This window comes from Pseudomonas capsici, from assembly GCF_017165765.1.
Lineage (GTDB): Bacteria > Pseudomonadota > Gammaproteobacteria > Pseudomonadales > Pseudomonadaceae > Aquipseudomonas > Aquipseudomonas capsici.
Window position 1 is genome coordinate 344,092 of the sequence record NZ_JAFGZD010000001.1, and the last position, 26,213, is coordinate 370,304.

The window sequence follows — 26,213 nt, forward strand, 5'->3', positions numbered from 1 at the left end:
CCAGGTATTACATAGTTTGAATAAGCAGGTTTACAGAAAATTCCTTGAGCGCTGCACTGAGCTGTATTTCCCTGTCATTTATAACTACGACGTCAGAAAAGAGGCCCTTCCAGTCTGGATGTGAATCAGCGAACGGCAGAATGATTCGTGTATCGCCCCAATTGGCAGCATTAATGAATGGAGTTTGCGCAGTGCCCAATAGTTCACTGCATGTGCGTGGAACAACAACGATGGCGCGCTCGCCCTCCCATACACGAGCGAAAGCCACTACATGCTCTGCATGACTGCCCGTCACTTCCAGGGGCAAGTACTCCCCGTGACTGAACAGCTCTGAATGTCCGGCGCGCAGATTCAGCACCTGCGCGATCAGCGCCTGCTTGACTCTGCCGTCCTGCCAGGTGTCCAGCAATTCACAGGCCTGCATGGACTCGGCCAGGGCCCGCTCGCGGGCCTTGTAGTCCACCGGGCGACGGTTGTCCGGGTCCACCAGACTGAAGTCCCAGAACTCGGTGCCCTGATACAGATCCGGCACGCCGGGGGCGGTCAGGCGCAGCAGAGTCTGTGCCAGGCTGTTGAGTGCCCCGGCGACTGCAATACGGTTGGCGGTGGCCCCCAGGGACTGACGCAACGCCTGAGCTTCGGGGGCCAGCAGCAGGCGTTGCAGGAATTCCCGGCAGGCACTTTCGTAGGCCTGATTGGGCGCGCCCCAGCTACTTTGCAGCTTGGCTTCGCGCAAGGCTTTTTCCTGCCAGTGAACCATGCGCCGTGCATAAGTTTCGTGGGCTTCTTCGCCTTCAAGATCCAGCGGCCAACTGCCCAGCAGAGCCTGATAGAGCATCAGCTCATCACCTGCGCTGATGGCCGGTTCTTCGCCCTTGAGCGGTACCGCCAATTGCCGCCAGCGTTCCACCTGCTCGGCATACCAGCCTGCGCATTCACTGAGCACGGCCAGTCGTGTACGGGTGTCTTCGCCACGTTTGTGGTCGTGGGTCGCGGTCGCCAGCAGGTTGTCGGGGAATTTTTCACGACGCTGCTGACAGGCCTGATGGAAGGCTTCCACCGGCGCACTGAAGTGCTGAGGATGAAATCCCACGTCGTTGCGCGACAGCAGCACCGCTGAGCGGTAGAACGCAGTGTCTTCCACGGACTTGGCGGCCACGGGGGAGGTGAGTTGCTGAAAGCGCACGCAGGCCTTGCGCTGCAGATCACGCCGAGGTCCGCGTGGCAGCTTGCGCCAGGGTTCGCCACCCAGCCAGCGTTGCAGGTAATCCAGCACCGGCCAGTCGCCTTCGTTGAGGCTGGTGCGTGCGCCCTGCATGGCCTGCTGGAAGAAGCGATCGTCTTCTACCGAGCGTCCGCACGCGCTGATGTAGGTGCGGTAGATCGGGAAATTCACCACCAGCGCCAGTAACGCACGGCGAATGGCACCCAGCGTCAGGTCGCGACTCATCAGGTCGCTGCGTGCCACCTGTAGCAGCGCCTGGGCAAGATTCTCGAAATCCCCGGCCAGAGTGCCATGCAGCACCAGATCACGGGCCTGCAGGACTTCCTGATCGAAGTCGGCAGTGCGCTCCGTCAGCCGGTTCCAGAGCTCGGCCAAGGGTGCCTGACCCTTGGGGTCGTGCTGTAGCAGAGACACCTGATTCATGAACTCGTAACCGGTGGTGCCGTCCACGCTCCAGTCGTCGCGCAGCGGCTCATCGGGGCCGAGGATTTTCTCGACGAAAATCGGCAGGTGTTCCAGTTGCGCATGGGCCGGGCGCTGTTTGAGCAGCCCTTGCACCCGGCGATGGAGTTTGCGGCCATAGCCGCGCGGGTCGGCAAGCCCGTCGATATGGTCGATGCGCAGGCCGTCTACCAGACCCTCTTCGATCAACTGGAAAATCTTGCCGTGGGTGGCCTCGAAAACCACGGGCCGCTCGACCCGCAGGCCGCCCAGTTCATTGATGTCGAAAAAGCGCCGCCAGTTGATGTCATCGGCAGCGGTTCGCCAGCTTGCCAGCCGGTAATGTTGACGCTCCAGCAAGTGATGCAAGCGCTCGAAGCCTGCGCTTTCTCTTGAATCGAACAGGGCGATGCCTTGCTCGATGGCTGCAAGAATTTCCGGAGTCCTGGCCAGTTCCGCCAGCTCGGCCTTGGCCTGCCGGGCGCGTTCGTAGGCCTGAGGATACTGATTCAGTGCGCCGAAGCGCTGGCCCAATTCGGTCAGTTGCGGATGCCCGCTGGCCTGCAGCAATGGGCCGTAGCTGGTAGGCGTGACGGGAAAGTGATGCTGGTAGTGTTCGATATGAAACGAGCCGTGCTGCGCATCGAAACGCAACGGGATCTCACCGGCCTGCAACACCGCACCATAGTCACTGCTCAGGAAAGGCAGCAGCAACTGGCCTTCCAGCAGCGGGTCGGGGGAATTCCACTGAATATCGAAGAAGCTGGCATAAGGGCTGCCGCGTCCCCATTCCAGCAGATCGAGCCACCAGGGATTGTCCGCGCCCCCGACGGCCATGTGATTGGAAACGATATCGAGGATCAGACCCATGCCATGGGCGCGCAGGGCTGTCATCAGACGACGCAGCGCCGGTTCGCCCCCTAGTTGCGGATTGATGATCGTCGGGTCGACCACGTCGTAGCCATGCATGGAATCGGCACGAGCCTTGAGCAGTGGTGAGGCGTAGATATGGCTGATACCCAGACTGGCAAAGTAGGGCACCAATGGCACGGCGTCGTCGAGGGTGAAGTCCTTGTGGAACTGCAGGCGCTGGGTAGCGCGCAAGGGTTGCAGGGTTATGCTCATCGGTCACGCTCCGCAGCTTGCAGCCGGGATTGGGACAGCAGTTCCAGTCGTCGTGCAGCGTCTTCGTTGTCGAGCAGGGTGGCGCTTTCTGCATTGAAGCGCCGCCGCCAGTTAGGATGGCTGTCGATGGTGCCGGGCAGGTTGGCCTGTTCATGAACGCCCAGTGCATCTTCCATCGGCAGGAGTACCAGGGGGGCACGGGTGTGGCCCAGATAACGGATGCTGGCATCGATGATCCGGGTGAAGTCCTCGGTATCGGAGGGCAGGTTGTCGTTGTTCTGGCTCAGGGCACGGCGCAGGCCATCGTATTCGCGAGTACGTTCCTCACGCCAGTGGCGCTCGCTCTGTTCGTCGAGATGACCCAGGCGCGAATGCCATTCGATGTCCAGTTCGCTCAGCCAGCCGGTCAGGGTGGGCAGGTCATGGGTGCTGGTGGTCGCCAGTGCTTCGTCCGACCAGTCGAGGATAGGTTTGAAATGGCCGTTGTTCTGCTCGAACAGCAAGACGCGCATGCCCAGAATCGCCCGGGCCGACAGTTTTTCATGCAGCCCTTCGGGCACCGTACCCAGATCCTCTCCGAGCACGATTGCCTTGTGCCGCCAGGACTCCAGACTTAGCAGGCGCAGCATGTCGTCCAGCGGATAGTTGAGGTAGGCACCTTCGCTGGGTGGCGAGCCCAATGGCACGACCCACAGGCGTTGCAGGCCCATCACGTGGTCGATCCGCAGGCCGCCGGCATGGGCGAAGTTGGCTCGCAGCATCTCGATGAAGGCCCGGAAACCATTGCGTTTCAGCCCTTCGGGAGAGAAGGCCGAGATGCCCCAGCTCTGTCCCGAGCGATTGAGAATATCCGGTGGCGCGCCAACGGTCAGGGCCGACAGCAGCTCGTCCTGGCGACTCCAGGCCTGACTGCCGGCCCCGTCGGCACCCACTGCCAGGTCTGCAATCAGACCGACGCGCATGCCGCTGCTGCGCGCTGCAACCTGCGCACGTTCCAGGCTGCGTGCGATCAGCCACTGCGCAAAGGCATGAAAGCTGATCAGCGGGCCATGGGCGGCGGCGAACAGGGCAATGGCTTCACTGCGCGGCTCTTTCAGTTCGTCCGGCCATTCATGCCAGTTGTCACTGATGCCCATGTTCTGGCTCTCGGCGCGCAGCGCTTCGAAGCGGCAATGGTTTTCCAGTGCTTCGCCGCCGGCATGGCGGAAGCTGTTGAAGTCCTCGTAGAGAGGATGCGCCCCGGTACTGAAGGCCTCATAGAGTTTATGAAGGGCTTTCCACTTGACGCTGGCGGCAGCGGGCCAGTCGATCAGTGGCATATCTTCCAGACGCTTGAATTCATCGCTGACACCGGCGTCTTCAATGGCCTGACGCCAGGCGCGTTCGCCAAGGATCATGCCCGGCGAAGCGTAAAGGCTGTTGAGGAACAGGCGGCTGGAGGGCGAATACGGGCTGTAGCGCTGCGGGTCGCTGGCGAACATGGCGTGGATTGGGCTGATCGCCAGGGCATCGGCACCCCTTTCGCCAGCCGAACGCACCAGTGCTTCAAGCGCCTGGGTGTCGCCGAATCCGCCATCGCCTTCACGACGCAGACTGTAAAGCTGAACAGTCAGGCCCCAGGTGCGGGGTTTCCGGGCATCGGTGGCCATGGCCATGCTGAAACAGGTCTGTGGTGCGACAGCGATGGTCAGGTGCTGTCCGGCTATATCCAGTTGCTGATAGCCGACCGTTGCCAGGGCTGGCAGTTCGGCGTTGGAGGTGAGCCTGGCGGCCAGTCGCGAGCCGTCTTCCAGATGCAGGACGAACGGTGTCTCGGGCTCGAACCACTCCGACAGGTCCAGATTGCTGCCATGATCCACTGTCAGCAGTGGCGGGGCACTGGCACCGTGGCGGGCGGTCTGCAACTGCAACAGACTGGCATCGATGGCTTCGCTGCTGTCGGTGCGATAGCCGAGTGCTTCAAGAACCTTTCGCAAGACCTGGGGGCTGACTGTCTGCGGGCGTGCGTTGGCATCGACCCAGTGCACCGACAAGCCTGCTTCACTGGCAAGTCTCTCCAATTGCTCATTGCTCATCCTGTTCCTCCAGAACATCACTTGCTGTCAGGCTGACAATGGCCGTGTAAGGATTGAGGGTGCCCTGTGGGGAAAGTTCTACAGGATGTGACTGAGTGGTAAAGAGAATCGTAGCGCGGTCCTGCCCGGGCGCCACTACCGGGTGCTTGCCGAGATTCAGATCGATGCGCAGGACATTGCCGTCGCCCATGCGCCAGCGTGCACTCACGGCACCATCGCCTAGCACTTCGCAGCCCAATGGGCGTGTGCCCGGCAGGCGCGGAACGATCTCGCGATGACGGATGCCCAGCAACTGTTTATAGAGCAGCAGCCAGCTTCGGTGCTCGTTGCCCTGATCGTCTTTGGCCTCGATGGCATTCAGGTCGGGACGTGAGGCTGTAAAGGTCTGCGGGTCGTTGGGGTCGGGGATGTGCTTGCGGCGTTCTTCATCGGCAAAGGCTGCAAAAGCGGCGAACTCTTTGCGTCGGCCTTCGCGAACGGCGTCGGCCAGTTCGCCATGGTGGCTGGTGAAAAACAGAAAAGGCTCTTTCGCTCCCCATTCATCGCCCATGAACATCAGCGGGATCATCGGTGACAACAGCAGCAGCGCGGTCGCCGCCTTGAGCGCAGGGGCAGGGCAGAGCCGGTTCAGCCGCTCGCCCAGAGCGCGATTGCCGATCTGGTCGTGATTCTGCAGGAAGAGGACGAAAGCGCCGGGCTCAAGGTGTCCGCTGGGCTCGCCCCGGTTATGGCCATGCTGGGTCGCTTCGCCCTGGTAGACGAAACCTTCGCTCAGCAGGCGCGCCAGCTTCTGGGTCGGCTGCTGGGCGAAATCCGCATAATAGGCATCGGTTTCTCCGGTCAGCAGAACATGCAGCGTGTTATGCCCGTCATCGTTCCATTGGGCATCGAAGCCTTGTTCCAGCAGTCTTGCCTGATTGAATTCGTTTTCCAGGTTCAGCCAGACGTGCCGATCCTTGCCGATCTGCTGGCGCACTCGCCGGGCAAACTCTGGCAGAAAGGTGTCGTCCTTGATGGCGTGCACGGCATCCAGACGCAACCCGTCGAAACGATAGTCGAGCAGCCACATCAAGGCATTATTGATGAAGAAGTCGCGAACCTGCTGGCGACGAAAATCGATGGCATCGCCCCAGGGCGTTTTCACATCGCTGCGAAAGAAACTTTTGGCGTAGCTGCCCAGATAATTGCCGTCCGGGCCGAAATGGTTGTAGACCACATCGAGAATCACCATCAGGCCATGACCATGGGCCGTGTCTATCAGGTGCTTGAGTTGATCCGGGGTGCCGTAGGATGACTGGGGAGCATAAGGCAGTACGCCGTCGTATCCCCAGTTGCGATCACCGGGGAACTGCGCAAGCGGCATCAACTCGATGGCGGTGATACCCAGTTCTGCAAGGCGTGCCAGGTGAGTCTCTACTTCGGCATAGCCGCCCAGTGCGCCCACATGAATTTCCTGGATGACGGCTTCATGCCAGGGGCGGCCCTGCCAGTGGCTGTGTTGCCACTGATAGGCCTGATGGTCGATCACGATGCTCCGGGAGTGAACATCATCGACCTGAGCGCGGGAGGCCGGGTCCGGCACCTCCAGATCCCTGTCGATTCTGTAGCGGTAGCGGGTGCCCGCCGAGCAGCGAGCCTCCACGGCAAACCAGCCATCCTGTTGTGCTTCCATGTCCAGCGAGCGGCCATCATCCAGTTCGACACTTACATCCTGAGCATCCGGTGCCCAAAGGGTGAACCGGGTATGTTCGGGGTTCAACAAAACGGCGCCGTGGCACCCGCTATCCTCTGTTGTCCGCACAGGCATCCAGTAACCCCTTCTCCTCAATAGTAAGTCGACACACCTGCATTCTTTTTCAACAGGTCCTGATAGAGCTCGGCATAGGGTTCCACCGCCTGTTGCCAGTTGAACGGTGCCGCCATGGCCCGGCAGCGCATGGCATTGAGCAGCGCAGTGTTGTCGAACACCTTGAAGGCACGATTCAGGGCTTCGGTGTAGCTCTCTATGGTGGAGTCATTGAACAGAAAACCGGTCACGCCGTCTTCAATCGTGTCCGCCAGGCCACCGGTATTGCGGGCAACCGGCAGTGAGCCGAAACGCTGGGCGTACATCTGGCTCAGACCGCAAGGCTCGTAGCGGGACGGCATCAACAGAAAGTCGCTTCCGGCGAACATGCGACGGGCATCGGTTTCATTGAAGCCGATACGTACACTGATGCGGCCCGGGAAACGTGCTGCCAGGACGCGCATGGCTTCCTCTTCTTCCGGCTCGCCACGACCGATGATCGCGATCTGTCCGCCTTTATTGACGATGTGCTCGGCCACGCCAATGGTCAGGTCCAGACCCTTCTGATACACCAGCCGGGAAACCACGGCGAACAGCGGGCCGGTGGAAGGTTCAAGTTCGAACAGTTCACGAACGTAGTCGGCGTTGATTTCCTTGCGCAGCCATTCGTTGGGGGCGAAATGACAGATCAGGTGCTCGTCGGTGCTGGCATCCCAGCTGGCATCGATCCCGTTGGGAATACCGCTGAGCTGGCCTTTGTCTGCCTTGCTTTGCAGAAAACCCTCCAGGCCGCAGCCGAAGTCGGCAGTGGTGATTTCTTTTGCATAGGTCGCGCTGACGGTCGTGATATGGCTGGCGTAGGCCATGCCGGCCTTGATGAACGACAGCTTGCCGTAGAACTCCATGCCGTCGCTGCTCAAGGCTTCGTCCGGAATGCCCAGCTCACGACTCGAACCTGTACTGACGGTGCCTTGATAGGCCAGGTTGTGAATGGTGAAAATGCTTGGCGTAGTCTGCCCGCGCCAGCGCATATAGGCTGGAGCCAGACCGGCAGGCCAGTCGTGGGCATGCACCAGCTCCGGGCTCCACTGGCTTTTTACTGCGCCAGCGGCGAAATCGGCTGCTGCCAGACCCAGTCGGGCGAAGCGGATGTGGTTGTCGGACCAGTCGCGACCGTTGGCATCCCCATAAGGCGTGCCTTCACGTTCGTACAGTTCGGGGCAGATCAGTACATAAATGACCAGCCCGTCCTTCATGTCCATGCGACCGATCTTGCAGGCTGGCAGGGCGGCATAGCCTCCCAGCTCACTGATCACATGGATCGGATTGCCGCTGTTGAGCACTTGTGGGTAGCCGGGGATCAGTACGCGCACATCATGCAGGTGACGCATGGCACGCGGCAGGGCAGCAGAGACGTCGCCCAGGCCGCCGGTTTTTACCAGATCGGCCAGTTCCGAGGTCACGAACAGCACTTTGCGTCTGTTGACCGGGGAGATCATGGGCTGTGCGGTTGAAGTGGGTAACTGAAGCTGAGGAACAGTGGTTGTAGCAAATGATGGTAGATGAGTCAGCTCGTTGGCCAGCTGATTAAAACTCTCTCCCTTCTGGGTTTTGACCGCGGCGCTAATCATCGTTTTCTCCCATTCAACACAGTGTTGGTGCGGCATTGGCGTTTTATGAGCCATTTCCTATGGCTGGCGTTATTGCACTACGCAAGATCAGTACCTGTTTCATCTCTTGCGCGGTGATGGGGCATTGCAAGAAGGGCCAATGCTTATTGGTCAGCCAATAGCATAGGCGCTCTAAGCAGATGACCCGGGCGTTTTGGAGAAGTTTCGACTTTTTTACGGGGAAATGTCTGGCATGGGCGTCAGGCGTAGATAACGCACAGGCTTTGGGAGCCCGCAGAGGCAGGGGTGCGTCTTTATGGTGCGGATTGCAGAGGGAAAAAAACCCTGATGACCGGTCGTCGGATAGCTGAGTTGAGGGTGCAGAGTCGGAAGAATTCCGTTACAGGTACCATTGTTTTGCGCGTTTTTCCTGCAGTGAACAGGTTGTATGCCTCTTCTGAGTGCATCAGGCGTTTTATCTTTGGGCGTCCGAGGAAATTTCCTACGTTTGGGCTGGAACATTTAGGGGGTATGCACGATAGAATCTGCCCCTCTTTGGCTTGCCTTTCTGCGTGCTCGCCTGATGGAATCAAATTGTGTTGTCGTATTGAAGAGGTTGGAAATGGAAGCCCCAGAGGTGTTGGTACTACAAGCGAGCTATACCAATCCGGTGCATGCCGAAGCGATTGGGTTCGTCTTGAATCACTATGCCGAGGATGTCATGGGCGGTGGCGAGTCATTGTCGGTCGATACACGTCAGCAACTGGCCATTGAGCTGGCCAAGCGGCCTCATGCCTTCAGTGTGCTGGCTTTTATCGCCGGTGAGCCGGTAGGGCTGGTCAACTGCTTCGAAGGGTTTTCGACTTTCGCCTGTCGCCCGCTGGTCAATATTCACGATGTAGTCGTGCTTGCCCAATACCGGGGACGGGGCATCTGCCAGAAAATGCTCGCCAAGGTCGAAGAGATCGCCCGTCAGCGTGGTTGCTGCAAGCTGACGCTCGAAGTGCTGGAAGGTAATGCGGCGGCGCAGGCCGTCTATGCAAGGCAGGGATTCGGCAGCTATGAGCTGGATCCGCAAATGGGACGTGCGATGTTCTGGCAGAAAACGCTTTAAGCTACGCTCATTGCGGGCAAGCCGGATATCAGGCTTGCCACTGAGCGTTGAGGCGGGGTGTGCAGATCAGGCTTGCAGGGCTGTGCCAGGAGCGGCCAGCTGTGCTTGCTGCAGAAGCAGGCTCAAGTGAGCTACCTTGCTGAGCAACTGTTCACGTTCTTCTTTGAGCGCGCGCAGTTCGTCGCGACGGATAGTGACGTACAGGGTTTGTGGTGCAAGTGCTGGTAGTACAGTGCCCATTGCTCACCTCGCAAATGGCGGATTCAACGTCGGAAAGACCTCTGCATTGACAATCGTTCCCTGAATCGCCACTGCTTGTCTCTCTATCGGCTCCGATTTTGATTTCTTTTGCGGAAAATTGGAACTTTTTTATTTTTAATTGTCGCGAACCTTTCGCGTTAACGACAAAATGCAGTATCGGGTGGATGAAAATGCCGCTGCCCCCACCTTGGGGAACCGATGCCAGAGCTTTCTTGACTAACCAGCACGTATCACTGAATCACGTGCTGTAATCGAGAATGCAAGGCACCTTTTTACAGATTTGAGGAGCACCTTTTCATGCAACTTGGGATTGTTGGACTGGGCCGCATGGGCGGCAATATTGCACGGCGACTGATGCTCGATGGCCACAGCACTGTGGTCTATGACCGCGATGAAGCCTCTCGCAATGCCCTGGCCAACGAAGGTTCGACGGCTGCCGATGATCTCGCGTCACTGGTGGCGGCGCTCGAAAAACCACGTGCTGTGTGGGTAATGCTCCCGGCCGGTGCTCCGACCGAAGACACCATCCAGGTGCTGAGCGAATTGCTCGAAGCCGATGACGTCATCATCGATGGCGGCAACACCTTCTACAAGGACGACATTCGCCGTGCCAAGGAACTGAGCGAAAAAGGTCTGCACTACATCGATGTCGGCACCTCCGGCGGTGTCTGGGGGCTGGAGCGGGGCTACTGCATGATGATCGGTGGCGAAAGCGCCATCGTCGAGCGCCTGGACCCGCTGTTCGCCACCCTGGCTCCGGGCTATGGCTCCATCGAGCGCACCAGGGACCGCAAATCCAGCGATGACCGTGCCGAGCGTGGCTACATCCACTCGGGCCCGGCCGGTTCCGGTCATTTCGTGAAGATGATCCATAACGGCATCGAGTACGGGATGATGCAGGCCTTTGCCGAGGGCTTCGATCTGCTCAAGCAGAAGAATTCCGAGCATCTGCCGTCCGAGCAGCGTTTCGACCTCAATACTGCCGACATCGCCGAAGTCTGGCGTCGTGGCAGCGTGGTTTCGTCCTGGCTGCTGGATCTGACCGCCGATGCCCTGGCCACTGACCCGAATCTGGATGCGTTCTCCGGTTCCGTAGCCGACAGTGGCGAAGGCCGCTGGACCATCGAGGCAGCCATCGAGCAGGCGGTACCGGTTCCGGTATTGTCCAGCGCGCTCTTTGCCCGTTTCCGTTCGCGTCAGACCAGTTCTTACGCAGACAAGATGCTTTCCGCCATGCGCTTCGGGTTCGGTGGTCACAAGGAGCCCAAGTAATGGGCCTGTCACGCGGCAAGGCCGCACACAAGGCTGAGGTTGCTCCTGCTACGACACTGTTTCTGTTCGGTGCTCACGGTGACCTGGTAAAGCGTTTGTTGATGCCGGCGCTCTACAACCTGGCGCGTGACGGACTGTTGGACGAGGGGCTGCATATTGTCGGTGTGGATCACAATGCGGTCAGTGACACCGACTTCGCCCTCAAGCTGGAAAACTTCATTCGCCAGGAGGCCGCCAGCAAGGTCTCCGAGGCGGGTGGAGAAGCCCTGGACCCTGAGCTCTGGGGCAGGCTGGCCAAGCGCATCAGCTATGTGCAAGGCGACTTTCTCGATGATTCGACCTATCAGGACATCGCCAGCAAGATCGAAGGCAGCGGCACGGCCAATGCCGTTTTCTATCTTGCCACGGCACCGCGCTTCTTCAGTGAAGTGGTTTCACGACTCGGTTCCTCGGGCCTGCTGACGGAAGCCGAAGGCAGTTTCCGCCGGGTGGTGATTGAAAAACCGTTCGGTTCGGATCTGGCCAGTGCGGTTGAACTCAATGCCTGTCTGCTCAAGGTCATGAGCGAAAAGCAGATTTATCGCATCGACCATTATCTGGGCAAGGAAACGGTACAGAACATTCTGGTCACCCGTTTCTCCAACGCCTTTTTCGAATCGTTCTGGAACAACCATTACATCGATCACATACAGATAACGGCGGCCGAAACCGTGGGTGTCGAGACTCGCGGCAGCTTTTATGAAAACACCGGGGCGCTGCGCGACATGGTGCCCAATCACCTGTTCCAGTTGCTGGCCATGGTTGCCATGGAGCCTCCGGCTGCGTTCGGCGCCGATGCGGTGCGGGGCGAGAAGGCCAAGGTCATCGGTGCAATCCGCCCATGGAGCAGGGAAGAGGCGCTGAGCAACTCGGTACGCGGCCAGTATACCAAGGGCCGCTCGGGTGATCGCGAGGTTGTCGGTTATCGCGAGGAGGAGCGTGTCGCTGCCGACAGCACGACCGAAACCTATGTGGCCCTCAAGGTGCTGGTGGATAACTGGCGTTGGGTCGGGGTGCCGTTCTATCTGCGCACCGGCAAACGCATGAGCTCCCGTGATACCGAAATCGCCATCTGCTTCAAGCCGGCGCCCTATGCCCAGTTCCGGGATACTGAGGTCGATCGGCTCAAGCCCAATTATCTGCGGATCCAGATTCAGCCCAATGAGGGCGTCTGGTTCGATCTGTTTGCCAAGCGTCCGGGGCCGACCCTGGACATGGAAGACATCGAACTGGGTTTTGCTTACAAGGACTTTTTCGAGATGCAGCCATCGACCGGCTACGAAACCCTGATCTACGACTGCCTTACGGGCGATCAGACGCTGTTCCAGCGTGCCGACAATATCGAGAATGGCTGGCGCGCCGTGCAGCCGTTTCTGGATGCCTGGGCCGACAAGCCCGAGGTGCAGTTTTACAAGGCCGGTGAAGACGGTCCCGAAGCTGCGAAAGATCTGCTGGCCCGTGACGGTCGCGAGTGGCGCCAGATTGATGACTGATCGTTCGCAGTCACTTATCCGTTTCCTGTTGTCCGATATCGATGGCACCTTGTTGCGCCCCGATCACAGCCTCACTCCGGCCACTGTCGATGCAGTGGGGCGGTTACGCGATGCCGGAATTCACTTCACCCTGGCCAGCAGTCGTCCGCCGCGGGCCATGGTGCAGATCATCGAAGCCTTGGGTGTCGACCTGCCGACAGTCTCTTTCAACGGCGGCACCATTACTCATCCCGATGGCAGCCTGCTGGCGGCCTATCGGATCGAGCCGGCCGCTGCGCGCACGTGCCTGGAGCTGTTTGCCACTGAAGAGGTTGCGATCTGGGTCTTTGCCGACAACCAATGGTTGTTGCTCGACCCCGATAGCGCCTATGTCGATCATGAGCGTCATGCGCTGGGTTATGAACCGTTGCTGGTGGACAGCTTCGAGCCTTATCTGGATCGTATCGACAAGATCGTGGCCTCCAGCACTGACTTCAACTTGCTCGAAACCCTGGAAAACCGGCTCAATCCCTTGATTGAGGGGCAGGCCCTGGCCGCGCGTTCGCAATCTTATTATCTCGATGTCACGGCTTTGGCAGCCAACAAGGGCACGGCTCTGGCGACGCTTGCCGAGTATCTGGGTGTCGAGCTTGTGAACACCGCCGCCATTGGCGATGGGGGCAACGATGTCGCCATGTTCCAGTTGGCCGGGCTCTCCATTGCCATGGGCCAGGCAGATCCCGCTGTACAGGGGCAGGCCTATGTCGTTACCGAAAGCAATCTTCAGGACGGCGTGGCGCAAGCTATCGACCGTTACATCCTGCCGCGCTGAGGTCTGCTGTTCCCGGCGCGGTTTCACGATAGGGACGGACATTCTCGAATGGCTGCACTGATTGAAGACTACGCATTGCTGGGTAATTGCCGGACCGCCGCTCTGGTTGCCCGGAACGGTTCACTGGACTGGCTGTGTTTTCCGCGTTTCGATGCGCCGGCCTGTTTCGCGGCCTTGCTGGGCGACAGCGATAATGGCCGCTGGAAGATCGCTCCGGCAGAGGAGGTCACCTCTGTCGAGCGCAGTTATCGCGACGGGACCCTGATTCTGGAAACCCTGTTCCGGACCGCCAACGGCAGTGCGCTGCTGATCGATTTCATGCCCATGGGGGCTGACAACCAGGTGGTGCGGATCGTGGTCGGCCTCGAAGGACGTGTCGGGTTCAGCATGGACCTCGCCATTCGCTTCGATTACGGCAGTTCGGTGCCCTGGGTCGAGAAAAAAGACCCGCACACCCTGACGGCGGTTGCCGGACCCGAGATGCTGGTATTGCGCAGCCCGGTTCCTCTGCAGCCCCATGACCACCATACCGGCAGTGACTTCCATGTGGCGGCTGGGGAGCGCAAGGTCTTTACCTTGTCTCATCAGCCTTCATATGAACCGATCCTTCCCGAAACCGATGCCGGGCAGGCGATGCTTCGCACGGAGGCTTTCTGGCGAGCATTTTCCGATCGCTGTCCTGATGTCGGGCCATGGACCGCTCAGGTCAAGCGTTCGCTGATTACCCTCAAGGCCATGACCTACCAGCCTACGGGCGGTATCGTCGCCGCAGTGACGACTTCGCTGCCCGAGCAGTTGGGTGGCGAACGTAATTGGGATTACCGGTATTGCTGGTTGCGCGATGCGACCATGACGTTGCTGGCATTCATGAACCTGGGCTATTTCGAGGAAGCGACGGAGTGGCGTGACTGGCTGTTGCGCTCGGTGGCGGGTAATCCCGAGCAGATACAGATCATGTATGGGCTGGGCGGTGAGCGGCGGCTGCAGGAGTATGAACTGCCCTGGCTGAGCGGTTACAAGGGGTCGCAACCCGTGCGCATCGGCAACGGTGCCGCAACCCAGATGCAACTGGATGTCTACGGCGAAGTGGCCGACGCCATGATCCAGGCCCTCAAGGGCGGAATGCCGCGACATCCGCGCAGCATTGCCATTTCCAAGGTGGTGATGCCGTTTCTGGAAACGGTCTGGCATTTGCCGGATGCGGGCATCTGGGAGATTCGTTCCGAGCCCCGACACTTTACTCATTCCAAGGTCATGGCCTGGGTGGCTTTCGACCGCAATGCCACACAGATTGCCCATGCGGCGATCAATGACGAAGACCGGGCGCTGGCGCAGCACTATCGGGACGTGGCGGATCGCATTCACGCCGATGTCTGCCTCAATGGCTTCAATGAGCAACTGGGCTGTTTCGTACAGACTTATGGCGCTACCGAGATGGATGCCAGTCTGCTACAGATTGCCCTGACCGGGTTTCTGCCTGCCACCGACCCTCGGGTGGTCGCCACGGTGGACAGGATCGAGCGCACACTGATGCAGGACGGTCTGCTGCTGCGTTATGACAATGAGCGCAGCGTCGACGGCCTGTCGGGAACCGAAGGGACTTTCCTGGTGTGTTCGTTCTGGCTTGCCGATGTCTATGTCCTGCAGGGACGCAAGCGCGAAGCCCGGGAGCTGTTCGACCGCTTGTGCGGTCTGTGCAATGACGTGGGATTGCTGGCCGAGCAATACGAGCCCAAAGGCAGGCATATGCTGGGTAATTTCCCCCAGGCATTCAGCCATATCGGCATCATCAATACCGCGCTGAACCTGCATCGTGCGGAGTGTCCGCTCAAGTCGCGTGCTTCGGCTGGCTTTGAAAGCCTTCCGGGGTAGTTGCTGGTTCGCGAATGAATTCGCTCTGTCCTAGGCTTTGTACGAAATGTATCTGCGCTCGATGATGCTGCGTTAAAAACAGGCTCGGAATGCTCATTTACACCAGTAAAGTCGGGCGCGACTCCGACCGTTCCTCGCCTGTTTTTGCCTTGCCTCACCTTCGCTCGAAAACATTTCGTACAGAGCCTGGCCAAGTATTGTGGTGTCTCTGGTGCAGCGCTGGTAAATGAAGTCGCCAGCAAGCTGCCTCCCACAATCCTCTGACGGACTTGTAAATAGAGCCAATTCATTCGTGAAAATGCAGTGAAAGATGAATCTGGTCGGCTGGCAATCGATCCCGCAGGCAGACTGCTAGGGTTAAAGAGCCTTGCTGACTTTCACGTCGGTGATCTGGTCATCGCTCTGACTGTGCATCTTTTCCAGTGCAGCCCTGGCTTCTTCTACCGAAGCCGATTGCAGTTGGGCGAATTCGAAGCGGCGTTCGCCATTGAGCTTGTAGCTGACGGCGTATTTGGTCGTGCTGGCAGGGTTGTTCACATTGGCTCCTTGGGATCAGCTCAGGCGAGAGGTCGAGCGACGGACGATCTTGATCGAGTGGGTAAATTGCGGCTTGCGACCGGGATTCGCACTCGGTTTGCGGCCAGTGGTATCGATGGTGATATTCCAGTAGCCGGTACTGGGCGCTGCGATCTTGGCCGGGAATTTGTCGAAGGCGCCGCCATGGTAGGTATGGCGTCCGCCGTTCTTGAAGCTGCGAAAGTTGGCATCGTTCATCAGGCGAATATTGCACGTCTGCGAGCATTCGATGACTACCAGATCGTCCTCGTTCAAGTGCTCACGCTGGTGTACGAATTTCATGGGTGTCTCCGAAATCAGTGGCTTTTTCTGAAAAAATCAAAACGATAGCATGCGAGGCGTGCCATTTGCCGTTGTTTGGGCGTCAATTGCGCTCTTTCTGGTAAAAAGTGTCCCGGTCGGGATCTAATTGCGCCAGTGCTTGTCGTAGCACCTTTAAATTGGAGGGGATTGTATGAAACTGGCCGTTGTAGTCATGGCTTTGGCGATAAGCGGATGTGCGACCGTTGCCGATATCGAGCATTCGCCTGCGACCCTGAACGTGATTTCCGGCAAGACGCCTCAGCAATATGCCGACTGTTTCGCCGGCAAGATCAGCGAGAGTCGCAAGCCCCCGGTCATCGAACCTCATCGTGACGGCCTGCGCCTGATCGTTGCGCAAAGTTTCAGCAATGACCCGGCAGCAGTGATTTACGTCGAGAACCGCTCCGGTGGCAGCACGATCAAGGTCCATGAACGTCTTTCCAATCTGCCTTTGCGTTTCAAGGATGTGCGCAACGCTGCCGAGGCCTGCATTTCAGGCTGATCGCCGTTTATTTGCACACCACCAGTACGCTGCGGCTCTTGTAGTTGCCCACGTCCAGGCCCAGGGTTTTCTCGCTTTCGGCCGGGCGGGGAGTGCCATCGGTGCCGACGATCTCGTAGCCGGTGCCCGCGCAGGATGCATCGGCCTTTTCATAGCAACTGGCCCATGACATCGCTTCACCCGAGCAATCGATGCTCAGGCCTTGCTTGCCATTCTTCAGGTAGGTGTTGGAGGCGGTGGCGCAGCCAGTCAGGCCCAGTACAGCAATAATGGACAGAACTCTGATCATGTTTTTCGCTTCAAGGTAAGGCCGGGGGGAAGGTTTGCAATACGAGGGTTGGACTGATCGGCGGTGCCATCGTTCCGCCATGTGAGCCATGATAATTCTTCTGTCATGTGTCTGTCGTCATGTCATCACGGTGCTGCAATCGGTTTGCGTTGCAATCGTCGCAAATCCGAATGGAGAGGCGACTCATGCGACTGTGCATAATCGGTGCCGGGTACGTGGGGCTGGTAACGGCAGCCTGCTTTGCCGAAATGGGCAATCAGGTGCTGTGTGTCGAAACCCGTCTGCAGAGAATTGCCGCCTTGCGGCGCGGTGAGTGCCCGATTTACGAGCCGGGTCTCGAGCTCATGCTCAAGGAGCATCAGGCCAGTGGGTTGCTCAGGTTTACTTCGAGCCTGGAAGAGGGCGTACGGCAGGCCGATATCATTTTCATTGCCGTGGGTACGCCCGGTAACGAAGACGGCGCGGTGGATCTGTCCCATGTGCTGAAAGTCGCCGATCAGTTGGGCCAATGCCTGAATCGGGCTTGTCTGGTGGTCAACAAGTCAACCGTGCCGGTGGGCACTGCCGAAACGTTGCTTCTGCGCATCAACGGACATCTGTCGCGACGTGGCCTGACCGCTCGCGTGAGGGTGGCGAGCAACCCCGAGTTTCTCAAGGAAGGTGCTGCCATCGAGGATTTCATGAGGCCCGACCGGGTGATTCTGGGATGTGCCGAACCTGAGTCCGCGCAACTGCTGCAACGCTTGTACGGACCGTTTCTGCGCAACCGCGAGCGCGCTCTGGTCATGGACATACGTGCCGCCGAGTTCAGCAAATACGCCGCCAATGCATTCCTGGCGACCAGGATTTCCTTCATCAACGAAATGGCTGGCCTGTGTGCTCATCTGGATGTCGACATCGAACAGGTGCGGCGCGGTATCGGCAGTGACAGACGAATCGGTACGCATTTCATCTACGCCGGTTGCGGCTATGGTGGTTCGTGCTTTCCCAAGGATGTGCAGGCCCTGATTCGCACAGCCGAGCAGCAGGGTTTCGAGCCACAGATCCTGCGTGCCGTACAGCAGCGCAATGCTATCCAGAAAACCGTGTTGTTCCAGGCCTTGCTCCAGCATTTCGGCGGTTACCTGCAGGGGCGGGTGGTTGCCTTGTGGGGTCTGGCCTTCAAGCCCGGCACCGATGACATCCGGGAAGCGCCAAGCCTGGTGCTGATCGATGCCTTGCTGGCGGCCGGTGCCAAAGTCCAGGCCACGGACCCGGCGGCCATGGGACCGGTGGCCGAATATTATTGCGGCGCAGTGCAAAGTGGTCAGCTACGCTTGAGCGAGTCGCTGTACAGCTGTGTCGAAGGCGCAGATGCAGTGGTTCTGCTGACCGAATGGAAGCAGTTTCGTCAGCCGGATTTCATCCGCGTACGGGGCCTGATGCGCATGCCCGTGCTTTTCGATGGGCGCAATATCTATGATTTTGCGGAACTATCTGCGCATGGATTCCTCTACCATGGCATCGGACGGCCAGTGGCGGGGCATTGTAAGGTGACCGCCGCCTGATTAGACTGCGCCGCTAACACCAACAGCCCTTACCAAGGACTTTTATGATCAAGAAATGCTTGTTCCCAGCAGCCGGTTACGGCACTCGCTTTTTGCCAGCGACCAAGGCCATGCCCAAGGAAATGCTGCCGGTGGTCAACAAGCCACTGATCCAATACGGTGTGGAAGAAGCGCTCGCCGCTGGTTTGAATGAGATCTCCATCGTCACCGGTCGCGGTAAACGTGCGCTGGAAGACCATTTCGATATCAGCTACGAGCTGGAACACCAGATCAAGGGTACGGATAAAGAGAAGTACCTGGTCGGTATTCGCAAACTGATCGACGAGTGCAGCTTCTCCTACACTCGCCAGACCGAAATGAAAGGCCTGGGTCACGCGATCCTCAGCGGTCGTCCTCTGATCGGCAAGGAAGCGTTCGCCGTTGTTCTGGCGGACGACCTGTGTGTGAACCTCGATGGCGACGGCGTGCTGGCCCAGATGGTCAAGTTGCACAACCATTACGGCTGCTCGATCATCGCGATCCAGGAAGTCGATCCTCAGGAAACCAACAAGTACGGTGTGATTGCCGGTGACGAAATCAAGCCGGGCCTGTTCCGTGTCACCGACATGGTCGAGAAGCCAAAGCCTGAAGATGCTCCATCGAACATGGCGATCATCGGCCGTTACATTCTGACGCCGGACATTTTCGAGAAGATCGAACAGACTGCTCCAGGCAAAGGTGGCGAGATCCAGATCACCGACGCCCTGATGAAGCAGGCTGCCGAAGGCAACGTGCTGGCCTACAAGTTCAAGGGCCAGCGTTTCGACTGCGGTGGTGCTGAAGGCTATATCGAAGCAACCAATTTCTGCTTCGAGCACTTCTACAAAACGGGCAAGGCTTACTGAGTCACGCTCGCACGCTTCAAGACAAGGCCACCTTCGGGTGGCCTTGTCGTTTTCTGACTGACCGTTTAGCGGTTATGCTGGCCCATCGCTAAGGAGACAGTAATGGCTTACGACTTCGATCTTTTTGTAATTGGTGCCGGTTCCGGCGGTGTAAGGGCGGCGCGTTTTGCCGCCGGTTTCGGCGCGCGAGTGGCCGTTGCCGAGAGTCGCTATCTGGGAGGCACCTGCGTCAATGTGGGCTGTGTGCCCAAGAAGCTTCTGGTGTACGGCGCGCATTACTCCGAAGACTTCGAGCAGGCCAAAGGCTTTGGCTGGTCGCTTGGCGAGGCACAATTCGACTGGGCTACGCTGATTGCCAACAAGGACCGCGAAATCAACCGTCTCAATGGCATCTACCGCAATCTGCTGGTCAACAGCGGCGTTACGCTGCTGGAAGGCCATGCCCGGATCACAGGGCCGCAGCGCGTCGAGATCAACGGCCAGAGTTACAGTGCCGAACGCATTCTGATTGCAACCGGTGGCTGGCCTCAGGTACCTGACGTGCCGGGCCGCGAGCATGCCATCACTTCCAATGAGGCCTTTTATCTCAAGGAACTGCCCAAGCGCGTGACGGTGGTCGGCGGTGGCTATATTGCCGTCGAGTTCGCCTCGATCTTCAACGGTCTGGGGGCCGACACTACGCTGCTCTATCGCGGCGACCTGTTCCTGCGCGGCTTCGATGGCGGTGTGCGCACTCACTTGCATGAAGAGCTGGTCAAGCGAGACATGAATATCCGCTTCAACAGCGATATCCAGCGCATCGAAAAGCAGGCCGATGGCAGCCTGTTGCTGACCCTCAAGGATGGCAGCACTCAGGAGACGGACTGCGTGTTCTATGCCACGGGGCGTCGTCCGATGCTCGACAACCTCGGGCTGGAAAGTGTCGACATCAAGCTGGACGAGCGGGGCTACATTGAAGTCGATGAGCATTATCAGAGCAGCGAGCCTTCGATCCTCGCCATTGGCGATGTGATCGGAGGTGTGCAATTGACGCCGGTGGCACTGGCCGAAGGCATGGCCGTTGCCCGCCGCCTGTTCAAGCCGGAACAATACCGTCCGGTGGATTACAACCATATTCCGACGGCGGTCTTCAGCCTGCCGAATATTGGTACTGTCGGCCTGACCGAAGAAGACGCCATCAAGGCCGGACATCAGGTGCAGATTTTCGAGAGCCGTTTCCGTCCGATGAAACTGACCCTGACGGATGTGCAGGAGAAGACCTTCATGAAACTGGTGGTCGATGCCCAGACCGACCGCGTATTGGGTTGCCACATGGTAGGGCCGGATGCCGGCGAGATCGTCCAGAGCCTGGCAATCGCTTTGAAGGCTGGCGCGACCAAACAGATCTTCGACGACACCATTGGCGTACACCCCACTGCCGCGGAAGAGTTTGTGACGATGAGGGCGCCGGTAGCGCGGGCGCTGTAGCTCCTCTTGCAGCTTGAAGCTTGTAGCTTGACGCCCGCTACAAGCCGCAAGCTTTAAGTTGCAAGCTATGTCACGGCGGCCTTAATATTTGTTTTTTTCATAATTAGCTTATAAGAAAATGTAATTTTTAATGGTTTTGTTATGCGCTTAGTCTTGTCTGACAGGTTTCAAGTCATTCAGGAGCAATACCATGAGCAACGTCAGCGCTTTGCCAGTCCAGCAGGGGACTCCAGGCCCGGAAAAGTCAGGAAGTGTTCGGGATCGGGTTTCGCCTGAGGAGTGGGAAGTGCGGGTCAAGCTGGCGGCGGCTTATCGTCTGGCAGCCCTCAAGCGCTGGACCGATCATATCTACACCCATTTCTCCGCCCGGGTTCCAGGCCCGGACGAGCATTTTCTGATCAACGCCTTCGGCCTGTTGTTCGATGAAATCACGGCCTCGAATCTGGTCAAGGTCGATCTCAATGGCACCATCGTCGACGACCCGACAGGGCTCGGCATCAACTACGCCGGTTATGTGATTCACAGCGCAATCCATGGCGCACGCCCCGATCTTCAGGCAGTGCTGCATACCCATACCCGCGACGGCATTGCGGTGTCTGCGCAGAAGGACGGGCTGTTGCTGATTTCCCAGCACTCGCTGGCTTTCTCGGGGCGAGTGGCTTATCACGGTTATGAAGGGATTGCCTTGAACCTGGACGAGCGTGAGCGGCTGGTGGCTGACCTGGGTGACAAGAGTGTGATGATCCTGCGCAACCATGGCTTGCTGACGGCCGGGGTGAGTGTCGAGCATGCCTTCCAGCAACTGCACTCCCTGGAGTACGCCTGCAATATCCAGATCGCTGCCCAGGCTGCGGGCAATGCGCAACTGATCTTCCCGCCTGCCGAGGTGATTGCCACCGTCGAGAATCAGGCCAAGGCCATCAAGGATGGTAACGGGCCGGGTGTGGCCAGGCACTGGAATGCGCTTATCCGTCAGCTTGAGCGCACCGATACCGACTACAAGACCTGATTTCTTGTGCTGACTGCAAATCACGGGACATTGCCCTTGTTGGGTGATGCTCGTTTTCAATTGTTGGTGTAGTGTGCGCACCCAAAACAAGGGGCGCATGCATGCAAAACCTGCTGAACGAAATTCTTGATGAAGTCAGACCCTTGCTCGGCCAGGGCAAGGTCGCCAATTACATTCCAGCGCTGGGTGAAGTTCGCCCCGATCAATTGGGTATCGCGGTCTATAGCAACAGCGGCGAAGTGTTTCATGCCGGTGATGCAGCCACGCCGTTTTCGATCCAGAGTATTTCCAAGGTCTTCAGTCTGGTTCAGGCCATCGGACATTCCGGCGAGGATATCTGGAAGCGTCTTGGGCACGAGCCTTCCGGTCAGCCCTTCAACTCTCTGGTCCAGCTGGAGTTCGAGCGGGGCAGGCCGCGCAACCCGTTCATCAATGCCGGGGCGCTGGTGATCTGCGATATCAATCAGTCGCGCTTCGCTGCTCCTGCGCTGTCGATGCGGGACTTCGTGCGACGTCTGTGCGGCAACCCGACCATCATCTCCGATACCAAGGTTGCGGAATCCGAATATCAGCACCGTTCCCGCAATGCTGCGGCGGCCTATCTGATGAAGTCCTTCGACAACTTCAATGGCGACGTCGAAGACGTTCTGCGCAGTTATTTCCACCATTGTGCCCTGAGCATGAACTGCATCGATCTGGCGCGGGCCTTCGGTTTTCTGGCCAATCAGGGTTTCTGCACCCACAGTGGCGAGCAGATTCTGACGGCACGCCAGGCCACGCAACTCAACTCGATCATGGCCACCAGCGGTCTTTACGACGAGGCCGGCAACTTTGCCTACCGGGTCGGCCTGCCGGGCAAGAGTGGCGTGGGCGGCGGTATTGTTGCGGTGGTGCCGGGACGTTTTTCTGTCTGTGTCTGGTCCCCGGAATTGAACGCGGCGGGCAATTCGCTGGTCGGTATGGCTGCGCTGGAAAAACTGAGTGCGAGGATTGAGTGGTCTGTGTTCTAGACCTGTATCGAGAGAGGTAAGCCATTGAAGGGAATGAAGTCTGGAACGCTCATGATGAGCCTTGCACTGGCGCTTGCCGGATGCAGCAGCCAGCGGGTTCAAGAACCGGAATTGAGCCCCGATCAGGCGCGGGCGAAGATCGTGCGCCTGATGCCGCCCAAGACTCCGGATCGTCAGGCATGGGCTGGCGATATCTATGCCGCGTTCGTGGCACAGAGAATCGATCTGACTACCGAGAATCTGTGTTCCGTGCTGGCGGTGACCGAGCAGGAGTCCACTTATCAGGTCGATCCGACCGTGCCGGGAATGGCGAAGATCGCCCGTGCCGAGATCGACCGACGTGCCTCGCGGCTGCATATCCCTGCTGCGCTGGTCAACGCTGCCCTGCGGATCCGCTCGCCCAGTGGCAAATCCTATGGAGCGCGGCTGGAGGCGGCTCGTACCGAGAAGGAACTGAGCGCCATTTTCGATGACTTCATCGGCATGGTGCCGCTGGGGCAGACCCTGTTCGGCAATTTCAATCCGGTGCGTACCGGCGGGCCGATGCAGGTCAGCATTGCCTTTGCCGAAAAACAGGCGGCCAATTATCCCTATCCGGTCGATGGTTCGATCCGCCGTGAGGTCTTTACCCGTCGCGGTGGCATGTATTTCGGTATCGCCCATCTGCTCGGCTATCCAGCGAGCTACACGCAGTCGATCTATCGTTTCGCGGATTTCAATGCCGGCTGGTATGCCAGCCGCAATGCGGCTTTCCAGAATGCGGTCAGCCTTGCCACCGGGATCGAGCTGGCACTGGATGGCGACCTGATTCGCTACGATTCGACGTCGCCGGGCTCGACGGAACTGGCAGTCCGCACCCTGGGCGCTCGTCTGGACATGAGCAATTCGGCCATCTGGAATCAGCTCAAGCAGGGTGACACGTTCGAGTTCGAGGAAACCCGGCTTTACACCCGAGTCTTCGAACTGGCGCAAAAAACTCAGGGCAAGCCGCTGCCGCGTGCCGTACTGCCCGGCATTGTCCTGAAAAGTCCGAAGATTACCCGCAAACTGACAACGGCCTGGTTTGCCGAGCGTGTCGATGAGCGACGCGAGCGCTGTATCCAGCGCTCTTCGACAGGCATTTGAAGATTTCAGGGAAAGGCTTGCAGTTTCTCCAGAGTGATGGCGTCCGGTTCACCATCGAAGAAGGTGTCCAGCACTTCCTTGAACAATGGGTGTTCCGGGGCTGCGGCTGCAAACAGGGTCATGCTCGAATGCAGCTTGAGATCATCCGGGGAGCCGAAAATCTGTCGAGCCGACCGCTGCACCTGAGGTGCGATGGTTTTTGCACACAGCTCCAGACGCGGCCCCAGCAGTGGGTGTCGCAAATAAGCCCGGGCTTCATCGAGGCCGCTGATGGCATAGCGCTGCGCCATGGCGCTACGTCCCAGGCCCTTGATCTGCGGAAATACAAACCACATCCAGTGGCTGCGCTTTCTGCCGGCTTCCAGTTCGGCCAGTGCCTGGCGGAAAACCGGCTCCTGAGCGTTGACGAAGCGTTGCAGGTCGTAAGCGTCGTCCATCATGTGCCTCTTTTTCACGTGGGGCCGGGGTCGTTTTGTTATATCAGGCCTGCTCTCAATTCATTGCTGTTTCAAGAGTTCCTGCGCGCATGTCCTTTGTCCCTCGTTTGACTTCCTTCCTGCAGCAGGCAATCCGCGCCATGCAGCTAGTCTGGACCACTTCACGAATCTTGTCCCTCGGGTTGGTGCTGGCGACCCTGATTGCCGGTCTGCTGCCTGCGCTGGCCGCCTGGCTGGGGCAGCGCATCGTCGATTCGGTACTGGCTGCCATCGAACTCAATACGGCCACCGGCGATGCGCCGCTGTGGCCGGTCTTGCGTTATGTCTTGCTTGAGGCGGGCGTGCTGGCGTTATTGGCCGCCGCTCAACGGGCGTTATCGGTTCAGCAGGCCTTGTTGCGGGTACAGCTCGGGCAGAAGGTCAACACCCTGATTCTGGAGAAGGCCCAGACTCTTTCGCTGCTGCAGTTCGAGGATTCGGAGTTCTACGACAAGCTGGTGCGGGTCCGGCGTGAGGCGTCGGTGAGGCCGCTGGCGTTGGTCACCAAATCCCTGGGGCTGATGCAGAACCTGATTGCCCTGATGGGTTTCGCTGTGCTGCTGGTGCATTTTTCACCCTGGGCGCTGTTGATTCTGGTGCTGGGTGCATTGCCGGTGTTCTTTGCCGAAGCGCATTTTTCGGGCAATGCCTTTCGGCTGTTTGCCCGTCGCGCTCCGGAAACACGCCAGCAGAATTACATCGAGGCGCTGCTCTCCAACGAGGTTCATATCAAGGAGGTCAAGCTGTTCGGTTTTGCGCCGCTGCTGCTCAAGCGCTACCGGGATACTTTCGAGCGTCTGTATGCCGAAGACCGACAATTGACCATACGCCGCGATGGCTGGGGTTTCCTGCTGGGATTACTGGGTACTGCGGCCTTTTACCTGACGTATGCCTGGGTGATTGTCGATGCCGTACACGGGCGTATCACGCTTGGGCAAATGACCATGTATCTGGTGCTGTTCAAACAGGGGCAGAGCGCAGTGAGCAGCAGCCTGATGGCCATCAGCGGTTTGTACGAGGATGGCCTGTATCTGGCGGATCTTTATGAATATCTGGGACAGCCGGTTCAGGCACGGTCCGGCAGGCTGACCCAAGGCGTTGCACCCGGCGATGGCCTGCGTTTCGAAGCGGTGAGCTTCAGCTATCCAGGTTCCAGCCAGCCGGCACTGGAAAATATCGATCTGCATCTGGCACCCGGTCGCAGCGTGGCTCTGGTGGGGGCCAATGGTTCGGGCAAGACTACGCTGATCAAGCTGCTGACTCGTCTTTATCGGCCGGATCGCGGGCGCATCCTGCTCGATGGCAGCGATCTGCAGGAGTGGGACGAAGACGCCTTGCGTACCCGTATCGGAGTGATCTTTCAGGATTTCATCCGCTATCAGTTCCTGGTGGGTGAGAACCTTGGCGTAGGGGATATCACGGCCTTCGATGACGAGAGCCGCTGGAAGGAGGCGGCTGCCCAGGGCATGGCGGCATCTTTCATTGCACAGCTCGACAAGGGCTATGCCACCCAGTTGGGTCGCTGGTTCAAGGGTGGCCAGGAGCTGTCCGGCGGGCAATGGCAGAAGATTGCCTTGTCCCGCGCCTACATGCGGCGCGATGCCGATATCCTGATTCTCGATGAGCCGACGGCTGCGCTGGATGCGGCAGCGGAAGCCGCGGTATTCGACCGTTTTCGCGAGTACGCCAAAGGGCGCATGACGCTGTTGATCTCCCATCGTTTTTCCAGCGTGCGCAACGCTGAACATATCGTGGTACTCGAGCATGGGCGGGTGCTGGAGCGTGGCGATCACGACAGCTTGATGGCTGCCGGTGGCCACTACGCAAGGCTGTTCGATCTGCAGGCCCAGGGTTATCGCTAAGCGCTCTGGCACGCAGGTGTTGACTGGCGGACACCAACA

The 26,213-nt window shown here is 58.8% G+C and carries 22 protein-coding genes; 13 read left to right on the forward strand and 9 right to left on the reverse strand.

What is annotated here, in order from left to right:
* Nucleotides 1-7: 7 nt before the first annotated feature.
* From JSY17_RS01505 to glgA, 4 genes are read right to left on the reverse strand one after another with little or no spacing between them, the layout of a single operon-like run.
* Nucleotides 8-2,791 carry a malto-oligosyltrehalose synthase gene (locus tag JSY17_RS01505; RefSeq protein WP_206401186.1) on the reverse strand — a complete coding sequence of 928 codons (2,784 nt, stop codon included), beginning with the start codon at nt 2,789-2,791 and terminating at the stop codon, nt 8-10.
* Entirely contained in the window at nt 2,788-4,866 is a 2,079-nt protein-coding gene (gene malQ, locus JSY17_RS01510; protein ID WP_206401187.1) for a 4-alpha-glucanotransferase, read from the reverse strand. Before malQ ends, JSY17_RS01505 begins: the two co-directional genes overlap by 4 nt.
* Nucleotides 4,856-6,673: a malto-oligosyltrehalose trehalohydrolase gene (gene treZ, locus JSY17_RS01515; RefSeq protein ID WP_206401189.1), complete on the reverse strand. Its 1,818-nt coding sequence runs from the start codon at nt 6,671-6,673 to the stop codon at nt 4,856-4,858. Before treZ ends, malQ begins: the two co-directional genes overlap by 11 nt.
* Nucleotides 6,674-6,690: 17 nt before the next feature.
* Nucleotides 6,691-8,283: a glycogen synthase GlgA gene (glgA, locus tag JSY17_RS01520; RefSeq protein ID WP_117180872.1), complete on the reverse strand. Its 1,593-nt coding sequence runs from the start codon at nt 8,281-8,283 to the stop codon at nt 6,691-6,693.
* A 601-nt stretch (nt 8,284-8,884) separates the two neighbouring features.
* Here glgA and JSY17_RS01525 point away from each other — a divergent pair.
* Nucleotides 8,885-9,376, forward strand: a complete 492-nt coding sequence (locus JSY17_RS01525; RefSeq protein WP_117180871.1) for a GNAT family N-acetyltransferase — start codon at nt 8,885-8,887, stop codon at nt 9,374-9,376.
* A 66-nt stretch (nt 9,377-9,442) separates the two neighbouring features.
* Here the strand turns inward: JSY17_RS01525 and JSY17_RS01530 are convergent, their stop codons facing one another.
* Entirely contained in the window at nt 9,443-9,616 is a 174-nt protein-coding gene (locus JSY17_RS01530) for a DUF6026 family protein (RefSeq protein WP_038399824.1), read from the reverse strand.
* A 318-nt stretch (nt 9,617-9,934) separates the two neighbouring features.
* Between JSY17_RS01530 and gnd the strand changes: the two genes are divergently transcribed.
* From gnd to JSY17_RS01550, 4 genes are read left to right on the forward strand one after another with little or no spacing between them, the layout of a single operon-like run.
* The gene (gene gnd / locus JSY17_RS01535) at nt 9,935-10,909 is read left to right on the forward strand and encodes a phosphogluconate dehydrogenase (NAD(+)-dependent, decarboxylating) (RefSeq protein WP_206401191.1); all 975 of its coding nucleotides are present in this window, start codon (nt 9,935-9,937) and stop codon (nt 10,907-10,909) included.
* Nucleotides 10,909-12,441, forward strand: a complete 1,533-nt coding sequence (gene zwf, locus JSY17_RS01540; protein WP_206401193.1) for a glucose-6-phosphate dehydrogenase — start codon at nt 10,909-10,911, stop codon at nt 12,439-12,441. Before gnd ends, zwf begins: the two co-directional genes overlap by 1 nt.
* Nucleotides 12,434-13,252 carry an HAD family hydrolase gene (locus tag JSY17_RS01545; protein WP_206401200.1) on the forward strand — a complete coding sequence of 273 codons (819 nt, stop codon included), beginning with the start codon at nt 12,434-12,436 and terminating at the stop codon, nt 13,250-13,252. The genes zwf and JSY17_RS01545 overlap by 8 nt, the downstream gene beginning before the upstream one ends.
* Nucleotides 13,253-13,300: 48 nt before the next feature.
* Complete coding sequence (locus tag JSY17_RS01550; protein ID WP_206401201.1) at nt 13,301-15,124, forward strand: glycoside hydrolase family 15 protein; 1,824 nt, start codon at nt 13,301-13,303, stop codon at nt 15,122-15,124.
* Between the two features lie 357 nt (nt 15,125-15,481).
* Here JSY17_RS01550 and JSY17_RS01555 read toward each other — a convergent pair whose 3' ends face one another.
* Nucleotides 15,482-15,661: a hypothetical protein gene (locus tag JSY17_RS01555; RefSeq protein ID WP_117165149.1), complete on the reverse strand. Its 180-nt coding sequence runs from the start codon at nt 15,659-15,661 to the stop codon at nt 15,482-15,484.
* 15 nt (nt 15,662-15,676) lie between these two features.
* Nucleotides 15,677-15,982: a DUF1883 domain-containing protein gene (locus JSY17_RS01560; RefSeq protein ID WP_117165192.1), complete on the reverse strand. Its 306-nt coding sequence runs from the start codon at nt 15,980-15,982 to the stop codon at nt 15,677-15,679.
* Nucleotides 15,983-16,154: 172 nt separating this feature from the next.
* Between JSY17_RS01560 and JSY17_RS01565 the strand changes: the two genes are divergently transcribed.
* Nucleotides 16,155-16,505: a hypothetical protein gene (locus tag JSY17_RS01565; RefSeq protein ID WP_117180866.1), complete on the forward strand. Its 351-nt coding sequence runs from the start codon at nt 16,155-16,157 to the stop codon at nt 16,503-16,505.
* A gap of 7 nt (nt 16,506-16,512) precedes the next feature.
* Here the strand turns inward: JSY17_RS01565 and JSY17_RS01570 are convergent, their stop codons facing one another.
* Complete coding sequence (locus JSY17_RS01570) at nt 16,513-16,794, reverse strand: hypothetical protein (protein ID WP_025259914.1); 282 nt, start codon at nt 16,792-16,794, stop codon at nt 16,513-16,515.
* 185 nt (nt 16,795-16,979) lie between these two features.
* Between JSY17_RS01570 and JSY17_RS01575 the strand changes: the two genes are divergently transcribed.
* The 6 genes from JSY17_RS01575 (at nt 16,980) to JSY17_RS01600 (ending at nt 23,836) form a co-directional block, all read left to right on the forward strand.
* Nucleotides 16,980-18,341, forward strand: a complete 1,362-nt coding sequence (locus tag JSY17_RS01575; RefSeq protein ID WP_206401202.1) for a UDP-glucose dehydrogenase family protein — start codon at nt 16,980-16,982, stop codon at nt 18,339-18,341.
* A 44-nt stretch (nt 18,342-18,385) separates the two neighbouring features.
* Nucleotides 18,386-19,225 carry a UTP--glucose-1-phosphate uridylyltransferase GalU gene (gene galU, locus JSY17_RS01580; protein ID WP_025259916.1) on the forward strand — a complete coding sequence of 280 codons (840 nt, stop codon included), beginning with the start codon at nt 18,386-18,388 and terminating at the stop codon, nt 19,223-19,225.
* A 102-nt stretch (nt 19,226-19,327) separates the two neighbouring features.
* Entirely contained in the window at nt 19,328-20,692 is a 1,365-nt protein-coding gene (gene gorA, locus JSY17_RS01585) for a glutathione-disulfide reductase (protein ID WP_117165146.1), read from the forward strand.
* A gap of 190 nt (nt 20,693-20,882) precedes the next feature.
* Nucleotides 20,883-21,701 (forward strand): class II aldolase/adducin family protein, encoded by an 819-nt coding sequence (locus tag JSY17_RS01590; RefSeq protein ID WP_117180863.1) that lies wholly within the window; start codon nt 20,883-20,885, stop codon nt 21,699-21,701.
* A 101-nt stretch (nt 21,702-21,802) separates the two neighbouring features.
* Nucleotides 21,803-22,711 (forward strand): glutaminase B, encoded by a 909-nt coding sequence (glsB, locus tag JSY17_RS01595; RefSeq protein WP_117165144.1) that lies wholly within the window; start codon nt 21,803-21,805, stop codon nt 22,709-22,711.
* Between the two features lie 51 nt (nt 22,712-22,762).
* Complete coding sequence (locus JSY17_RS01600) at nt 22,763-23,836, forward strand: DUF1615 domain-containing protein (RefSeq protein ID WP_117180862.1); 1,074 nt, start codon at nt 22,763-22,765, stop codon at nt 23,834-23,836.
* Nucleotides 23,837-23,841: 5 nt separating this feature from the next.
* Here JSY17_RS01600 and JSY17_RS01605 read toward each other — a convergent pair whose 3' ends face one another.
* Nucleotides 23,842-24,273, reverse strand: coding sequence for a DUF1810 domain-containing protein (locus tag JSY17_RS01605; protein WP_206401403.1), 432 nt, complete (start codon nt 24,271-24,273; stop codon nt 23,842-23,844).
* Between the two features lie 89 nt (nt 24,274-24,362).
* On the opposite strand from JSY17_RS01605, the gene JSY17_RS01610 reads away from it, so the two are divergent.
* A complete protein-coding gene (locus JSY17_RS01610) occupies nt 24,363-26,174 on the forward strand; it encodes an ABC transporter ATP-binding protein (RefSeq protein WP_206401203.1) in 1,812 nt (603 codons plus the stop codon).
* Nucleotides 26,175-26,213 lie beyond the last annotated feature (39 nt).

Bases quoted from the DNA above. Each gene is read 5' to 3' on its own strand.
- JSY17_RS01505 (WP_206401186.1), bottom strand. From the start codon at position 2,791: ATGAGCATAACCCTGCAACCCTTGCGCGCTACCCAGCGCCTGCAGTTC.
- malQ (WP_206401187.1), bottom strand. From the start codon at position 4,866: ATGAGCAATGAGCAATTGGAGAGACTTGCCAGTGAAGCAGGCTTGTCG.
- treZ (WP_206401189.1), bottom strand. From the start codon at position 6,673: ATGCCTGTGCGGACAACAGAGGATAGCGGGTGCCACGGCGCCGTTTTG.
- glgA (WP_117180872.1), bottom strand. From the start codon at position 8,283: ATGATTAGCGCCGCGGTCAAAACCCAGAAGGGAGAGAGTTTTAATCAG.
- JSY17_RS01525 (WP_117180871.1), top strand. From the start codon at position 8,885: ATGGAAGCCCCAGAGGTGTTGGTACTACAAGCGAGCTATACCAATCCG.
- JSY17_RS01530 (WP_038399824.1), bottom strand. From the start codon at position 9,616: ATGGGCACTGTACTACCAGCACTTGCACCACAAACCCTGTACGTCACT.
- gnd (WP_206401191.1), top strand. From the start codon at position 9,935: ATGCAACTTGGGATTGTTGGACTGGGCCGCATGGGCGGCAATATTGCA.
- zwf (WP_206401193.1), top strand. From the start codon at position 10,909: ATGGGCCTGTCACGCGGCAAGGCCGCACACAAGGCTGAGGTTGCTCCT.
- JSY17_RS01545 (WP_206401200.1), top strand. From the start codon at position 12,434: ATGACTGATCGTTCGCAGTCACTTATCCGTTTCCTGTTGTCCGATATC.
- JSY17_RS01550 (WP_206401201.1), top strand. From the start codon at position 13,301: ATGGCTGCACTGATTGAAGACTACGCATTGCTGGGTAATTGCCGGACC.
- JSY17_RS01560 (WP_117165192.1), bottom strand. From the start codon at position 15,982: ATGAAATTCGTACACCAGCGTGAGCACTTGAACGAGGACGATCTGGTA.
- JSY17_RS01565 (WP_117180866.1), top strand. From the start codon at position 16,155: ATGAAACTGGCCGTTGTAGTCATGGCTTTGGCGATAAGCGGATGTGCG.
- JSY17_RS01570 (WP_025259914.1), bottom strand. From the start codon at position 16,794: ATGATCAGAGTTCTGTCCATTATTGCTGTACTGGGCCTGACTGGCTGC.
- JSY17_RS01575 (WP_206401202.1), top strand. From the start codon at position 16,980: ATGCGACTGTGCATAATCGGTGCCGGGTACGTGGGGCTGGTAACGGCA.
- galU (WP_025259916.1), top strand. From the start codon at position 18,386: ATGATCAAGAAATGCTTGTTCCCAGCAGCCGGTTACGGCACTCGCTTT.
- gorA (WP_117165146.1), top strand. From the start codon at position 19,328: ATGGCTTACGACTTCGATCTTTTTGTAATTGGTGCCGGTTCCGGCGGT.
- JSY17_RS01590 (WP_117180863.1), top strand. From the start codon at position 20,883: ATGAGCAACGTCAGCGCTTTGCCAGTCCAGCAGGGGACTCCAGGCCCG.
- glsB (WP_117165144.1), top strand. From the start codon at position 21,803: ATGCAAAACCTGCTGAACGAAATTCTTGATGAAGTCAGACCCTTGCTC.
- JSY17_RS01600 (WP_117180862.1), top strand. From the start codon at position 22,763: ATGATGAGCCTTGCACTGGCGCTTGCCGGATGCAGCAGCCAGCGGGTT.
- JSY17_RS01605 (WP_206401403.1), bottom strand. From the start codon at position 24,273: ATGGACGACGCTTACGACCTGCAACGCTTCGTCAACGCTCAGGAGCCG.
- JSY17_RS01610 (WP_206401203.1), top strand. From the start codon at position 24,363: ATGTCCTTTGTCCCTCGTTTGACTTCCTTCCTGCAGCAGGCAATCCGC.